The organism is Frigoribacterium sp. Leaf415 (genome assembly GCF_001424645.1).
Classification (GTDB): Bacteria; Actinomycetota; Actinomycetes; order Actinomycetales; family Microbacteriaceae; genus Frigoribacterium.
In genome coordinates, this window is the sequence record NZ_LMQR01000001.1 from 60,065 (window position 1) to 74,816 (window position 14,752).

Sequence of the window (14,752 nt, forward strand, 5' to 3'; positions counted from 1 at the left end):
TGGGTGACCGATCCTGATCCGCGCCCGCGCCTCCTGCTGGTCGAGGACGACCCCGCGCTGGGGCCGATCGTCGCCGACGTGCTCGCCGAGGCGTGGCGCGTCGACCTCGTGGCCGACGGCCGTCGAGGGCTCGACGTCGCCCGCAGCGGCGTCCACGCCGTGCTGGTCGTCGACCGACGCCTGCCCGGGCTCGACGGCACCGCACTCGTCGCGACCCTGCGTCGCGAGCACGTGACCACCCCGGTGCTGATGCTGACCGCGCTCGGCTCGACGGCCGACCGGGTCGAGGGCCTCGACCTCGGCGCCGACGACTACCTCGTCAAGCCGTTCGAGTTCGACGAGCTGTTCGCGCGGCTGCGCGCCTTGACCCGGTCGTTCGCTTCCCACGAGCCGTGGCTCGACGTCGGTGCCGGGCGGTTCTTCCCCGACAGCCGCATCGTGGTCACTCCGTGGTCGAGCCGGGTGGTGCTGAGCGACCGCGAGGCCGGGCTGCTGGCCGCGCTCGCCGAGCGGCCCGACCACACCTTCGACCGGGCCGAGCTGTTGGCCGCGGTGTTCCCCCGCGGGGAGCAGCTCGGCACCGTCGACACCTACGTCAGCTACCTCCGGCGCAAGCTCGACCGCGACGTCGTGCTGACCGTGCGCGGGCGCGGCTACCGGATCGGAGCGTTGTGACCGGGCGACCCCGGGGGGCGGGGTGGCCGGGCCGACGTCCCTCCGGCCGGCCGCCGATCGTGCGGGGGCCCGACCCCGACGCGGCGGCGCTCCACGCGGCGGCGCGGTCGGTCGGCCGCCAGATCGTGCTCGTCTCGGCCGTGGTGGTCGTGGCCGCCCTCGCGCTGACGATCGCGTGGGTGCTGCACCAGACGGTGCCGAGCGAGCGGCTCGAGCAGGTCGCGGCGGCCCGCCGCGGCGAGGTCTTCATCAGCGCCACCGACGTCGTGGCCGGTCTGGTCGTGCTCGGACTCGCCGGCGTGGTCTTCGCCGGGGTCGTGAGCGTCGTCATCGCCCGACGCGCCGTCCGGCCGCTCGGCGACGCCCTGCGCCGGCAACGCCGGTTCGTCGCCGACGCCAGCCACGAGCTGCGCACCCCGCTGGCCGTCCTCGACGCGCGGCTCCAGGCCCTCGAGCGCAAGATCTCCGGAGGCGCGGTGGCGGCCGACGCGCAGGTCGCGTCGGACGTCGCGCACCTCCGCGAGGATTCTCGGGCGCTGATCGACATCGTCGGCGACCTGCTGGAGGCCGCCGGTGGCGAGGACCACGACGGGGGTGCACCCGGGGTCGTCGACGTGGACGCCGTGGTGGCGGAGGTCCTCGGGTCGATGGCCGTGCTGGCCGACGAGCGGGCGGTCCGTCTCGAGCTCGTCGCCGGCGGTGGGGAGGCGCGGGTCGCCGTGCCGAGGACGAGCCTGCGACGGTCGGTCCTCGCCCTGGTCGACAACGCCCTCGGCCACGCCCCCGAGGGATCGGTGGTCGTGACGACCGTCCGCGCCGACGGCCGGGACGCCGCGGCGACCGTGGTGATCGCGGTCGCCGACCGGGGACCCGGCATCACCGGGATCGACCCCGCGCGGGTCTTCGACCGCTTCGCCCGGGCCGACCAGCCGTCGGGCCCGGCCTCTGCGCGCCCGGGCTTCGGCATCGGTCTCGCCCTCGTCCGCGAGATCGCCCGCCGTCACGGCGGTGACGTCCGGGTCGCGGCGACGTCGGACACCGGCACGACGATCGAGGTCACCCTGCCGCTCGCGCGCCCGACGGCGGAGTGAGCCTCACCCCTGGCGGGTGTTCCACCGCGGGTCCTTCTTGTTGATGACGTAGACCCGACCGCGGCGGCGGACGACCTGCGAGCCGGGGATGGCCTTGAGTGCCTTGAGTGAGTTGCGGACCTTCATGGGTGCCTCCTGGTGTCGGTGTGGTGGTGCCGGTTGTTAGTGAGAACCATTATCACCTAGCGTGGGGGCATGACCGAATCGACCCGCGCCTCCTCGTCCTCACGCCACCGGGGCGTCGTCCTCGTGACGGGGCAGAGCCCCACGGTGGTGGACCGGGTGGCCGACCGGCTGGCCGGGTCGACGACCCGTCAGGTGGACTCGGGGCCGGACGTGCACGACGCCGCGGACGCCGTGCACCGGCTCGCGCTCGACCTCGCGCACGACGGGCAGCCGATCGACGTCGTCGCCACGCTCGCGGCCGGCACGCCGAGCCGCGCCGCCGGGCTGCTGCTCGGTTCCCTGCTCGACTCGTCCCTGGGTCGCCCCGACGGTCGCTCGCTGCTGCAGCACGTCGTCTCGGTCGTCAGCGCGGTCGACCTGGTCGACCTCGTGCTGGGCGGTGTCGACGACCGATTCCTCGCCGCCGAGCACGTCGTCGACCTCGTCGAGTACGCGACCGTGATCGTCCTGGTCGACACGGCCGCCGTACCCCCGCGCGACCTGCGGACGATCCGCCGGTTGCTCGCACGACTGGCACCGGAGAGCCGCGTGACGAGCGTCGACGCCGTGCGACGCGAGACCCTCGAGAGCCCGGGAGGCGCGGCGCAGCTCGGTGGCGCCGCCGGCTGGATGCAGGCCCTCTCGGAGCACACCCCCGACCTCGACCACGACGGGGTCATCACGACGTGCGTCTACCGGGACGAGCGACCGTTCCACCCCGGCCGCCTCGCCGTGGCGGTCGAGCACACCTTCGCCCCGGGCGCCGTCGGCACGGTGCTGCGCTCCCGCGGGTTCACGCAGTTCGCGACGCGCTGCGACCGGGTGGGCTCGTGGTCGAGCGTCGGGCAGATGCTGAGCCTCGACCCGACCTCGAGCCCGTCGTGGCACCCCGATTCGCCACACGGCCAGCAGATCGCCTTCTTCGGTCTCGACCTCGACGTCGCGACGATCCGTCGAGAGCTCGACGCGTGCCTCCTGACCGACGACGAGTTGCTGGGCGACCCGGCCGGCTGGCGCGACTTCGCCGACCCGTTCCCGGTGTGGAGCGGGCCGGGGGCCGGGCCGGGGCACCGGCACTAGGTTCGAGGGACGGCTCGCGGCGAAAAGGGGGTGGCCATGGAGTTCGCGTTCGACGCCGACCTGTGGCGGTGGGAGAGTCGTCGGGCCTTCTACACGTTCGTCAGCCTGCCGCCCGAGGTCGAGGACCACGTCCTGATGGTGGCCGGCGATCTGCTGCGCGGCTGGGGTTCCGTCCGGGTGGAGGCGCGGGTCGGCTCGTCGACGTTCGCCACGTCGGTCTTCCCCCTCGGTGACGACAATGCCTACGCGCTGCCTGTCAAGCGGGCCGTGCGCGATGCCGAGGGCGTCGCGGTCGGCGACACCGTCGCCGTGAGGTTGCGCCTGCTCGACTTCTGAGCGGGCCCTGGGTCTTGACGGTGCGCCGGGGCGGGTCCCCTGTGTGGCTCACCACTCGTGGACCGTTCGAAGGAGAACCCCGTGCCCATGATCTTCGTCAACCTGCCCGTGACCGACCTCGACCGGGCGAAGTCGTTCTACACGGCGCTCGGGTTCACCGTCAACCCGCACTTCACCGACGAGAACGCCGCCTGCATGGTCGTGGAGGAGGACCACAGCGCGTTCATGATCCTCACGCGCGACTTCTTCCAGACCTTCACCGACCTGCCCATCGGCGACCCGACCGCCGCGGCCTCGGTCGCCACGGCCGTCATGCTCGACTCGCGGGACGAGGTCGACTCGACGGTCACGGCCGGCCTCGACGCCGGAGGTGCGGAAGCGCGCCCCGCGACCGACTACGGCTTCATGTACCAACGTCAGCTGACCGACCCGGACGGCAACATCCTCGAGTTCGGCTGGATGGAACCGGCCGCCGCCGAACAGGGCCCCGAGGCCTACGCGCAGCAGCAGGGCGTCGACCCGCAGGGCGTCGACCCGCGCGGCGCCTGACGATCGAGTGGGCAGAAGTCGTCCTTGGTGCGACCGGGAAGGACGATTTCTGCCCACTCGACCACCGCCCCGTCGGGCGCGAAGCCCGAGGATGGCTCATGATGGCCGCGTGGGCACACTGCGCTACGGCGCCGAGGCGATCTCGATGGACGACCGGACGCTCGGCCACGTCCAACGCGCGATGGCGGGGAAGCTGCGCAACGGCGAGGGCTTCCTGCTGACCTGGCGGCTGAGCCCCGACGAGGGCTCGGGCCGCCTGAGCCTCTGGTGCGCCCCGGGCATCCCGCTGGTGTTCCGGTACGACGAGCCCGTCGGGGCGATCGACTCGTCCGTGGTGCGGGCCCTCGTCACGACGAGCTACGAGGGTCGCGGGCACCTCGACGCCACCGCTCTCGCACCCACGCCGCCCCACGCGACGGACTGAGCCGTCGCCCGGGTGCTCAGCGGGCGAGCGTGTCGCGCGGGTACTCGTCGAACCGCTCGGCGTAGGCGCCGGCGAAGCGGCCGAAGTTGCCGAAGCCCCAGCGCCGGGCGACGTCCGACACACGGGTCTCGTTCGGCGACGCCGCCAGCAGGTCGTCCCGGACGCGGTCGAGCCGCACCTGCCGCAGGTACGCCGCGGGCGACGTGCCGAGGTGCTCCTTCATCGACGTCTGCAGGGTGCGGGTGTGCATGCCCGACGCCTCGGCGATGTCGGCGGGGGTGATCGGTTCGGCGGCGTGGGCGTGGATGTACTCGACCGCGTGCCGGACGCGGGCGGCCTCCTGCGTGCGGAGGCCGACCGGCACGTCGACGGCCCGCCACGGGAAGAGGTCGAGCATGGCCCGGGCCAGGGCGAGCTGGGCCTCGAGCCGCACGAGGGGGGACGCCTGCTCGGCCACGACGGCCGCGGCGCTCGAGCCGACGGCGGCGCGCCAGGCCGCGACCGCCTCGGGCCGCGGGGTGACCGCGTAGTCGAACACGATGCGCTGCGACGGTCCGCCGTGGCGTTCGGCGGCGGTCTGCTCGAGGAACGCGCTGCCGACCTGCACCATGCTGTTCGTCCGCGGGGTCGACTCGAACGAGAAGGCCTCCTCCGCCGGCATGAGGAACGGCGTGGAGCCCTCGCTCGTGAAGGTGTGGCCGCGCTGGTGCAGCGTGGTGCGACCACTGCGGTTCCACGCGACGATGTACTGCCCCGGGAAGGGGATCTCGCCCTGCATCGGGGCGGCGAACGACGAGGTCTGCAGCACGAGACGGTGGTCGCCGGCGAGCACGTACGAGTACTCGAAGGGGGTGCCGCCCGGCTGGGCCCGGAAACGTCGGCCCCGGTAGTGCGTCTCGAGGCGGCGGGTCGCCTCGCGCAGGTCGGTGCCGCCGTCCTGCACGCGCCGGTAGGTCGACGCGGTGCCGCCCGTGAGGTCGACGGGGTGCGAGGTGACTCCGCCCGTGGGGTCCGGTTCTCCGTCGGGCTCACTGACGTAGAAGCTCGGCATGGTGGTCCTCTCGATCCGTCGTCCTGCTGCACCGCCGCGGTGAAGGGCGGCACACGATGGAGACGATGCCCGAGGGCGAAACGTCACGAAATCGTCGGACTCTCCCGAGCTTCGGTGCGGCGGGACTCGGCGACGGGACTCGAGGTGCCCCCAATCGGCGGGCCAGCGGGGGCGGGCCGGGGGCATCGCAGCGGGCCGTGCGCAGCCCCGGACGACGAAGGAGGCGCGGTGCCGTCGCACCGCGCCTCCTCGTCCCCGGGGTGGTCGCGTCAGTCGGCCGTGGCCACCGCGATCTCGTTCGGGGTGACGTCGAGTTCGCGCGACGACAGCACCTCGCCGGTGCTCAGGTCGACCGCGTGCACGCTGTTCGTGGCCGGCTCGGTGACGTAGCCGACGTCACCCGCGACGACGATCGCGGGGTGGGCGTCCTGCCACTCGGCCGGGCCCTCCCAGGGGGCGACAACGGGCCACGAGGCCGTGAGCTCGCCCGTCGCGGGGTCGAGCACGTGCACGGCGCCGTCGGTGCCGATCAGGTACGCGAGGTCGCCCGGGCCGCGGGCCACGCCACGGAAGGTGTACTCGACGCCCTCGGGCAGGTCGACCACGTCGAGGGTGTCGGCGGCGGTGTCGATCAGGGTGACGGCGTGCAGCAGGTAGCCCTCGGCGTCGGGGTCGTCCTTGTGGTCGCCGACGACGATCGGGCTGGTCTCGCTCACCCAGGCGTTGCCCATGCGGCCGTAGGGCTGCGAGGGGGAGTCGAGCTCGGTGATCGTGCCGTCGTGGTACACCAGCGCGCCGTCCTCGCAGCCGAACACGACGGTCTCGTCGGCCGCGGTGCCCTCGCCGTGGACGCCCGGGCACTCGTCGCTCTGCGCGACGACCGTGCCGTCGGCGTCGCGGACCTCGATGCCCGTGCGGCCGTCGGAGTCGCCGACCGTCGTCAGGAAGGTGCCGTCCTCGAGCACGACCGAGACGCCGTGGTGCGGCTCGACGCCCTCGATCGTCTCGACCGCGGGCAGCTCGCCGTCCGCGACCGCGGCCGTCAGGTCGGCGGACTCGAACACGGTGGTGTCGCTCGTGCCGTCGGCGTAGAGGATCGTCTTGCCGCCGTGGCGGACGACGTGGCCCGCGGTGTCGGCGTCGAAGACGAGGTCGGTCAGGGCGGGGTCGTCCGAGCTGCCGGCCGCGGTGTCGAGCACCTGGAAGCCCTCGCTCGTCGTCACCATGACGTGTCGGCCGTCGCCGGCGGGGTTCAGGCGGGTGAATTCCTCGGAGTCGAACTCGCCGACGGTCTCGAGGGTCTCGCCGTCGAGCACGGTGACGCGGCCCTCGGACGAGACCGCGAGGCGGGGGCCGGACGAGGAGGCGCCGGTCGCGTCGGTGCCGTCGGTGCCGTCGGACGCGGTTCCGGGTCCGCCGGTCGAGCAGGCGACGAGGGTCGCGGCGACGCCGAGGGCGAGCAGTGTGCCGCCGGTTCGTCGCAGGTGGGTGGTGCGCATGGGTGTTCCTCTTTCTGGTGGTCGGGCGCTCAGGGCGAGAGCCCGGTGGCGATGCGCTCGGTGTCGACGCGCATCATGGTCAGGTAGTCGGGGGCGTCGCCGTCGGCCGCGGTGAGCGACTCGGTGAAGAGCTCGACGACGTCGACGTGGACGTCCGCCTCGCTCGCCAGGGCCTGCACGAGCCGGTCGGGCGACGACGACTCGGCGAACACGGTCGGGACGCCCGTCGTCTCGACGGCGTCGACCAGGTCGGCGAGGTCGGAGGCCGACGGCGCCGCGAGCGTCGTCCCGCCGGGGATCACGGCCCCGACGACGTCGAAGTCGAAGCGGTCGGCGAGGTAGCCGAAGACGTGATGGTTCGTCACGAGCGCGCGACGCTCGGCCGGGATCGCCGCGAACGCCGTGGTCATCTCGGCGTCGAGCCGGTCGAGCTCGGCCCGGTAGTCGGCGGTGCGGGCGGTGAGCGCCGCGGTGTCGACGCCGTCGACCTCGGCGAGCACCGGACCGAGGGCGTCGACGACGTCGAGCATGCGTCCCGGGTCGGTCCAGAAGTGCGGGTCGGGGGTGCCGGCGGCGTCGCCCTCGCGGTAGTCGAGCACGTCGATCGCGTCGGCCGCGACGAACGAGGGCACGCCGGCGTCGACCGCCGCGTCGAGGTGCTGCTGGAGGCCTTCCTCGAGGCCGAGGCCGTTCGAGACGACGAGGTCGGCCGCCCGCATCCGCGCCGCCTGCTGCGCCGAGATCTCGAACGAGTGCGGGTCGGCGTCCGGCTTCATCAGGGTGACGACCTCGGCCTGGTCGCCGACGAGCTCGTCGACGACGTCGCCGAGGATGTTCGTCGACACGAAGACGACCGGGCGGTCGTCGCCGGCGGGCGCACAGCCGGTCAGGGCCAGCGCGGCCGCGACGGTCACGGCGGCGATGCGGGCGGCGATGCGGGTGGCGGCGGGTCGGGCGGTGGCGAGTCCGGTCCTGTGGCGGGCCGTCGACGGTGCCGTCATCGTCCGGTCTCCGCGACGAAGGCCGGTTCGGTCGTCGTGTCGAAGCTGCGGGCGATCCGTGCGCCGTCGGCGGGGTCGATCTCGTACAGCCGCCCTTCGACCGGGGCCGAGAGGTACGCGCGCTGCTGGTCGGCGATCAGCGTCGGCGTGCGGCCCGCGGCGAGCGAGTCCGCGACGAGCGGCGCGGTCTCGGCGACGACCTGGCCGGTGGTGCCGTCGAGGACGAGCACCCGGCCGTCCTGCGCGAGGGCCAGGAGGCGCTGGTCGGCGTCGTCCACGGCGGTCACCGTGACCAGCGGCGTCGGCGCCGCCAGCAGCGTCCAGGCCCGGGCACGGGTGTCGAGCAGCCAGACGCCCTCGGAGCCGGCGAGCCCGGCCACGGTGGGTCGCCCCTCCCTGTTGTCGAACGCGGTGGCCGGGGCCGCCGTGCCTCCCGACGACAGGACCGTGCCGGCGGGGTAGGGGATGTGCTCGACGACGAGCTCGTCGTCGTCGACGGTCGCGAGCAGCGCGCCGTCCGAGCAGCCGACGACGGCCCCGACGCGGGTCGTGATCGTGCCGGAGGCGTCCGGGCAGGCCTCGCGCAGGCCCGTCTCGTCGCCGTCGGCGGTGTGCCCGACGAGCGTCGTCGCCTCGCCGCGTCCCTCGGTCACCAGGGCGTACGACCCCACGGGCACGACCAGGCCGGCGCCGGGTTCGCCGTCGAGGCGGAATCGTTCGCGCAGCTCGCCCCGTGACAGCGCCTCGGTGTCGAGCAGCACCGCGTCGCCCGAGCCGGCGAAGTGCACGCCGGTCGAGCCCGAGGTCGACAGGTTGGTGGTCGCGACGGTGACCGGGCCGTCGCCCTCGACCGTGCCGAGGAGGCGCGGGTCGGCCCGGTAGTAGTGGAAGTGGTCCACGTGGTCCCACGTCCAGACCCCGCTGTCGACGATCTCGAGGCCGCGAGAGGTCTCGGCGAAGAGGTACCGCCCGTCGGTCTCCACGGCGGTCGGGGCCTCGATCGAGCCGAGCTCGACGACGCTCTCGTCGAGCAGGTCCAGGTGGGCGACCGTGCCCTCCGGGTCGATCGTGGTGAGGCCGAGGCGCGGTTCGGCGAGTTCCTCGGCACCGGAGACGGCACCGTGGCCCTCGCCCGTGGTGTCGCTCGAGTCGGTCGACGACTCCCGGTCGGCGCCGTCGCCGCCCGGGGCGGTGCCGGTCGAACAGGCGGTCAGCCCGAGGGCGAGCGCGCCGAGCAGGCAGGTCGAGAGGAGGGGGGATCGCATGCGGTCCTTCCGGGTGGGCGTGGTGGGGGCGTGGGTGGGGGAGTGCGGGCGGGTCAGGAGGCGCGGGTCACGACGGGTGCCGTGCTCGCCGGCCCCGGGGCGGCGGTGTCGGCCCGTCGCTTCCGGCGTCGGCCCACGGCGGCGTGGCCGACGCCCGACAGGCCGGCGAACGCGATGGCCGTCGCCGCGATCGAGGCACCCGCGGCCGTGGCGGCGTGCCACGAGACGAGCAACCCGACGGCGACCGCGAGCACGCCGATCACCGCGGAGAGGACCATCCGCGTCGGCAGGCGCGTCGTCCAGTGGCCCGCGGCGACGGCCGGCGCGAGCAGCAGCCCGACGACGAGCAGCGACCCGACGGCCTGGTACGAGGCGACGACGGCGAGCGTGACCAGGCCCACGAGCACGGCCTGGGCCGAGCGCGGGCCGAGCCCCAGCACGGCGGCCAGCCGCGGGTCGAGGGCGAGGGCGAGCAGGGAGCGGTGGAAGGCGACGGCGAGGCCGACGCCGACGACGGCCGCGCCGGCGAGCAGGCCGAGGTCAGCTGTCGTGATCGCGAGGACGTCGCCGAACAGGATCGAGGTGGCGTCGGTCGCGAAGCTGCCCGAGTGCGAGATGACGACGACGCCGAGCGCGAGCATCGCGACGAAGAGCAGGCCGATGCTCGTGTCGTATGACAGGCGACCGCGCCGTTGCAGTGCCGCGACGCCCAGGCTCATGACGACGGCGCTGAGCGCCCCGCCGACGAGGACGGGCGCCCCGAGCACGGTCGCGAGGGCGACGCCGGGCAGCATGCCGTGCGCGAGCGCCTCGCCGAGGAAGGCCATGCCGCGCACCACGACCCACGTGCCGACGACCCCGCAGAGGACCGCGACGAGGCCGCCGCCGACGAGGGCGCGCTGGACGAAGTCGAGCGAGAACGGCTCGAGGACGGCGGTGGAGAGGAGGGGCATGAGACACGACCGTAGCTGAGAATGAGAACGCTTATCAACTAGAGTGGGCGCATGACGACGAACACCGCCGCCGCTCGCGCGACCCTGGCGCGCCTCCTGGGGGTGGGCGTCTCGTTCGGTGAGCGGACGGCCCTGGCCGATGTCGACCTCGACGTGCCCGCCGGCGCCGTCACGGTGGTGGCCGGTCCGAACGGGGCCGGCAAGTCGACGTTGCTCGAGGTGGTCGCGGGCGTCCGGCGGCCGACGTCGGGCACGCGGTCCGTGACCGCGACGATCGCGTTCGTCCCGCAGCGCACGGCGATCCCGGACGGACTGCCGGTCACCGTGCGCGACGTCGTGACGGTCGGCGCCTGGGGCCGCGTGGGCCGGTGGCGTCCCCTCGACCGTCGGGCCCGCGCCGTCGTCGACGAGGCGCTCGACCGCCTGGACGTCGCCGACCTCGCGCAGCGACCGTTCGCCGCGCTCTCGGGTGGTCAGCGGCAGCGCACGCTCCTCGCCCACGGTCTGGCGCGCGGGGCCGACCTGCTGCTGCTCGACGAGCCCACGACCGGGCTCGACGCGGTGAGCGCCGAACGCATCCGGGTGACGCTGCTCGACGAGGCGGCCCGGGGCACGGCCGTCCTCGGCGTCTCGCACGATCCCCTGTTGCTCGACGCGGCACATCGCATCGTCCGGCTCGAGGCCGGTCGCGTCGTGTGAGGCGGAGGTGGCGTCGAGGACCGCCGTCGCCCGGGCCCCGCACGACGATGAACCCCGTTTCGAACGATGAACCCGGAAGCTTCCGGGTGCAACGTTCGAAACGGGGTTCGTGGGGCGTCGTGCCTCAGTCGCGGGTGAGTCGACGGCGACGGGCGATCAGGGTGCCCGCCCCGGCGAGCACGAGCAGCAGGGCCGCAGCCGCTGCCCACCGGGCGTCCGAACCGGTGAAGGCGAGCTGCCCGTCGACCGCCGCCGGGCCCTGACCCTGACCGATCGGCGTCACGCCCGCGCCGGGGTCGACGGGAGAGCCGGGCGCACCGGGCGTGCCGGGCGTCCCGGGGTCACCGGGCGTGCCGGGCTCGGCCGCCACACCGGGGAAGGTCCCGGCCCGCAGCGAGAACCCGTCCGTGTCGTTGTCGTCCGCGTAGAACGTCTGACGGAACCCGTCGACGCTCGTCGCCGCCGGGGCGATCGCGAAGCCCTCGTTGGCCAACCCCCGGTCGGCGTTCGCCGGCGCCTCGTAGACGACGTCCTCGGCGAACGCTCCCGACTCGTCGACCGAGAAGAGCGCCGTGCGGCCCGAGCAGGCCTCGTCGCAGACGACCCAGAGCGCGTCGAGGTCGGCGTCGAACTGCAGGTCGGCGACCAGGGCGAACGACGTCGCGATCGTCGCGACGCGCTCGAACGAACCGTCGTCCATCAGGGCGTAGGCGTAGACGCTCGCGGTGCCCTCGACGCCGACGAAGAACAGCCCGTCGCCGTGGCCGGCGTAGGTGGCCGGATCGTAGGAGGCGCCGGTCGCCTCGTCGACGAACCCCGCCTCGGTAAGCCACGAGTCGGGCACCCAGGTGATGCCCTCGAGACCCGCGTTCGCCCCCAGGCCGGGGAAGTCCGCGGCGAGGTTCCACTCGTCGGTCGCGACGAGCGCCGTCGCCGAGCCGGCCGCCGTGGTGTCGTACCGCAGCACCGAGGGGCGGCTGACCGACCCGGACGCGTTGTTGCGCTCGGTCGACACGTAGACGCCACCGGCCGACGAGTCGTCGGCGACCGTGACGCCCTCGGCGTCCACGATGTCGGTCGCGACGCCGCTCGGGTACAGCAGCTTCTTGCCGGCGACCCAGCCGTCGGTCGTCTGCGGAGCCCAGCCGCCGGCGCCGTCCGGGACGATGCGGTAGAGCAGGCCGTCTCCGTTCTGCACCGCCCAGAGCGTGCCGGGGGTGGCCGTGCCGGTCGGCTCGTAGTCGAGACCGCTCAGGTCGCCCGTGAAGGTGCCCTCGTCGTCCAGGGGGACCTCGTCGGGTCCGCCGGGCCAGGCCGTCGGCACGGAGACGCCGGCGAAGGTGTTCGCCGTGCCCTTGGTGGCGGCCGACGTGACGGCGAAGTCGCCCGTGCCGTCGGGGCCGCGGCCGTAGGTGGTGGCGGCGTGCGAGGTCCACGAGTACTCGTCGGCGACGGTCGATCCGTCGGCCGCCGTCGTGCCGTCCGGCAGCAGCAGGCGCACCGAGTCGGCACCGCCCAGGCCGAAGTCGAAGCCGACCGAGGTCGGGGTCTGCTCGTCGAACACGACGAACCCGCCGGGGGCGACGGTCGTCCCGGCCGGGATGACGTAGCGGTGCGTCGGGTCGGAGTCGGTCAGCACGTAGCCGCCGAGGTCGACCGACGAGGTGCCCACGGTGGTGAGCTCGACCCAGTCGCCGGGCGCGCCTCCCTGGCTCTCGACCTCGTTGACGCGCACGGGCGACGAGCAGTCGTTCGCCGCGCCCTTCGTGGTCGCGGTCGTCGTCGTCAGCTCGCCGGCTCCGTCGGGGCAGCGGCCGTAGCTGACGGTGCTGTGGACGGTCCAGGCGTACGACGCGACGAGCGTGCCCGCCGGGTCGAACAGCCGTGCCGAGTCGGGCTGGCCGAGGCCGAAGTCGAAGCCGACCGGGTTCGAGCCCGAGGCCTGGTCGATCACGAAGAACGCGCCGGGCTGCACGACCGAACCGGTGGGCAGGGTGAAGGGGGTGCGGACGTCGTCCTCGTCGCGGAAGGTGTAGCCCGAGATGTCGACGGGCGCCGTGCCCACGTTCGTCAGTTCCACCCAGTCGGTGTCGTCGCCGTTCGACTCGACCTCGTTGATCACGACGTCGGTGGTGGCGGGTTCGGCCGGAGCCGGTGCCGGGGTCGTCGGATCGGGGTCCGTCGGGTCGGTCGGTGCCGGTGTCGTCGCACACTCGTTGGCGGTGCCCCGCGTGCCCGCGGCCGTCGTCGCGAACTCGCCGGTGCCGTCGGCGCAGCGGCCGTAGGTCGTCGTCGGGAACTGCGTCCAGGCGTACGAGTCGAGCAGGGTCGTGCCGTCGGCGGCGTAGAGGCGGACGGCGTCGTCGCGTCCGAGCCCGTAGGCGGCGGCGCCCCAGACGGCGTCGTCGTTGACGTCGACGACGAGGCGTGCTCCGGCGGCCAGGACGGTGCCCGCGGGCAACGCCAGGGTGCGCGTGTCGTTGTTGTCGCGCAGGACGAAGCCCGACACGTCGGTCGGGGTGGCGCCCGTGTTGAGCAGCTCGACCCAGTCGTCGGTGGTGTCGATCTCGTTGACGACGACGTCGGCGTCGGCCGCCAGGGCGGGCAGGGCGCTCGTGGCCACGAGCCCGGCGGCGGCGATCGAGCCGGCCAGGGTCAGGGCGCCGAGGCGGAGCAGGGGCGTGCGCATGCGGGGGTCCGTTCGGTCGGGTGTGGACCGAACCATCTCGGACGGAAGCGACGCCCGGGTGAACACCCCGTGAACGGCGCCGCCCCGCCGCGGCCGGTTCGGCCCGACCCGGCCGGTCCGGCCCGACCCGGCCGGTCCGGCCCGACCCGGCAGGTCCGGCCCGCCCCGCGACGGCGCGGCAGGACTAGCGTCACGCACATGGCATCCGAGGCGACGACCCTGCGGGTGGGCGACCGCGACGTCCGCATCAGCAGTCCGTCGCGCGTGCTCTGGCCCGACCTCGGCGTGACGAAGCTCGACCTGGCCCGGTACCTGGCCGAGGTCGGCACGCCCTTCGTCGCGGCCAACGGCGACCGCCCGATCTCGCTGCAGCGCTTCGGCGGCGACGTCGACGGTGACCAGTACTTCTCGAAGAACCCGCCGCGCGGCACCCCCGACTACGTGCGAGCGGTCGACGTCACCTACCCGAGCGGCCGCGTGCATCCCCAGCTCGTCGTCGACGAGCCCGCCGCCGCGGTCTGGGCCGCCCAGATGAACACCCTGGTCTTCCATCCGTGGGCGTCGCGCGCCGAGCAACCCGACCTGCCCGACCAGCTGCGCATCGATCTCGACCCCCAGCCGGGCACGGACTTCGCCGACGCCGTGACCGCCGCACTCGACCTCCGGGCCGTGCTCGACGAGGCGGGCCTCACCGCCTTCGTCAAGACGAGCGGCAACCGCGGCCTGCACGTCTTCGCGCCGATCGAGCCGACGCACGAGTTCCTCGACGTGAGGCACGCCGTGATCGCCGCCGCCCGGGAGCTCGAGCGCCGCACCCCCGACCGCGTCACCACCGCGTGGTGGAAGGAGGAGCGCGGCGACCGCCTCTTCGTCGACTACAACCAGGCCAACCGCGACCGCACCATGGCGGGGGCGTGGTCTCCTCGGGCGCTGCCCCGCGCCTCCGTGTCCCTGCCGGTCACCTGGGACGACCTGCCGGGCGTCGACCCCGCCGAGCACACCGTGCTGACGGTGCCCGAGCGGCTGCAGACGCACGGCGACCCGTGGGCCACGATGCACGAGTCGCCCGGGCGCATCGACACGCTGCTCGCCTGGTGGGAGCGCGACGTCGCCGACGGCCTCGGCGAGCTGCCCTTCCCGCCGGACTTCCCCAAGATGCCCGGCGAGCCGCCCCGTGTGCAACCCAGCCGGGCGCGCCAGCCCGCCGCCGACTGAGGCGCGAGGGCCGAGGAGGCGAGGGCCGAGGAGGCGCGGGTCGCCACCGCGAGCACGTCG

Annotated in this window: 15 protein-coding genes; 8 read left to right on the forward strand and 7 right to left on the reverse strand. The window is 74.0% G+C overall.

The window, feature by feature from the left end; genetic code table 11:
* Positions 1 to 3: 3 nt before the first annotated feature.
* On the forward strand, positions 4 to 675 hold the full coding sequence (locus ASG28_RS00330) for a response regulator transcription factor (RefSeq protein WP_055970822.1): 672 nt from the start codon (positions 4 to 6) through the stop codon (positions 673 to 675).
* Positions 676 to 734: 59 nt separating this feature from the next.
* Complete coding sequence (locus ASG28_RS00335) at positions 735 to 1,766, forward strand: sensor histidine kinase (protein WP_055970824.1); 1,032 nt, start codon at positions 735 to 737, stop codon at positions 1,764 to 1,766.
* A gap of 3 nt (positions 1,767 to 1,769) precedes the next feature.
* Here ASG28_RS00335 and ykgO read toward each other — a convergent pair whose 3' ends face one another.
* Positions 1,770 to 1,892: a type B 50S ribosomal protein L36 gene (gene ykgO / locus ASG28_RS00340; protein ID WP_055970826.1), complete on the reverse strand. Its 123-nt coding sequence runs from the start codon at positions 1,890 to 1,892 to the stop codon at positions 1,770 to 1,772.
* Positions 1,893 to 1,961: 69 nt separating this feature from the next.
* Between ykgO and ASG28_RS00345 the strand changes: the two genes are divergently transcribed.
* From ASG28_RS00345 to ASG28_RS00360, 4 genes are all read left to right on the forward strand, one after another.
* Positions 1,962 to 3,011, forward strand: a complete 1,050-nt coding sequence (locus ASG28_RS00345; protein WP_055970828.1) for a GTP-binding protein — start codon at positions 1,962 to 1,964, stop codon at positions 3,009 to 3,011.
* Between the two features lie 36 nt (positions 3,012 to 3,047).
* Positions 3,048 to 3,347, forward strand: a complete 300-nt coding sequence (locus ASG28_RS00350) for a DUF1905 domain-containing protein (RefSeq protein WP_055970830.1) — start codon at positions 3,048 to 3,050, stop codon at positions 3,345 to 3,347.
* 81 nt (positions 3,348 to 3,428) lie between these two features.
* Positions 3,429 to 3,896 (forward strand): VOC family protein, encoded by a 468-nt coding sequence (locus ASG28_RS00355; RefSeq protein WP_157485587.1) that lies wholly within the window; start codon positions 3,429 to 3,431, stop codon positions 3,894 to 3,896.
* 109 nt (positions 3,897 to 4,005) lie between these two features.
* Complete coding sequence (locus ASG28_RS00360; protein WP_055970832.1) at positions 4,006 to 4,320, forward strand: DUF7882 family protein; 315 nt, start codon at positions 4,006 to 4,008, stop codon at positions 4,318 to 4,320.
* 16 nt (positions 4,321 to 4,336) lie between these two features.
* On the opposite strand, the gene ASG28_RS00365 is transcribed toward ASG28_RS00360, so the two are convergent.
* The 5 genes from ASG28_RS00365 to aztB all read right to left on the reverse strand — a co-directional run bounded on the left by ASG28_RS00365 (position 4,337) and on the right by aztB (position 10,089).
* On the reverse strand, positions 4,337 to 5,371 hold the full coding sequence (locus ASG28_RS00365; RefSeq protein WP_055970834.1) for a helix-turn-helix transcriptional regulator: 1,035 nt from the start codon (positions 5,369 to 5,371) through the stop codon (positions 4,337 to 4,339).
* A 269-nt stretch (positions 5,372 to 5,640) separates the two neighbouring features.
* Complete coding sequence (gene aztD, locus ASG28_RS00370; protein WP_055970836.1) at positions 5,641 to 6,870, reverse strand: zinc metallochaperone AztD; 1,230 nt, start codon at positions 6,868 to 6,870, stop codon at positions 5,641 to 5,643.
* A 29-nt stretch (positions 6,871 to 6,899) separates the two neighbouring features.
* Complete coding sequence (gene aztC, locus ASG28_RS00375; protein ID WP_082454141.1) at positions 6,900 to 7,871, reverse strand: zinc ABC transporter substrate-binding protein AztC; 972 nt, start codon at positions 7,869 to 7,871, stop codon at positions 6,900 to 6,902.
* A complete protein-coding gene (locus tag ASG28_RS00380) occupies positions 7,868 to 9,136 on the reverse strand; it encodes a hypothetical protein (protein WP_055970838.1) in 1,269 nt (422 codons plus the stop codon). Before ASG28_RS00380 ends, aztC begins: the two co-directional genes overlap by 4 nt.
* Positions 9,137 to 9,189: 53 nt before the next feature.
* Positions 9,190 to 10,089: a zinc ABC transporter permease AztB gene (aztB, locus tag ASG28_RS00385; RefSeq protein WP_055970840.1), complete on the reverse strand. Its 900-nt coding sequence runs from the start codon at positions 10,087 to 10,089 to the stop codon at positions 9,190 to 9,192.
* 51 nt (positions 10,090 to 10,140) lie between these two features.
* Between aztB and aztA the strand changes: the two genes are divergently transcribed.
* Complete coding sequence (gene aztA / locus ASG28_RS00390) at positions 10,141 to 10,788, forward strand: zinc ABC transporter ATP-binding protein AztA (protein ID WP_055970842.1); 648 nt, start codon at positions 10,141 to 10,143, stop codon at positions 10,786 to 10,788.
* A gap of 124 nt (positions 10,789 to 10,912) precedes the next feature.
* On the opposite strand, the gene ASG28_RS00395 is transcribed toward aztA, so the two are convergent.
* Complete coding sequence (locus ASG28_RS00395) at positions 10,913 to 13,477, reverse strand: lamin tail domain-containing protein (protein WP_055970845.1); 2,565 nt, start codon at positions 13,475 to 13,477, stop codon at positions 10,913 to 10,915.
* A 198-nt stretch (positions 13,478 to 13,675) separates the two neighbouring features.
* Between ASG28_RS00395 and ligD the strand changes: the two genes are divergently transcribed.
* On the forward strand, positions 13,676 to 14,692 hold the full coding sequence (gene ligD, locus ASG28_RS00400; RefSeq protein ID WP_055970847.1) for a non-homologous end-joining DNA ligase: 1,017 nt from the start codon (positions 13,676 to 13,678) through the stop codon (positions 14,690 to 14,692).
* The last annotated feature ends 60 nt before the right edge of the window (positions 14,693 to 14,752 follow it).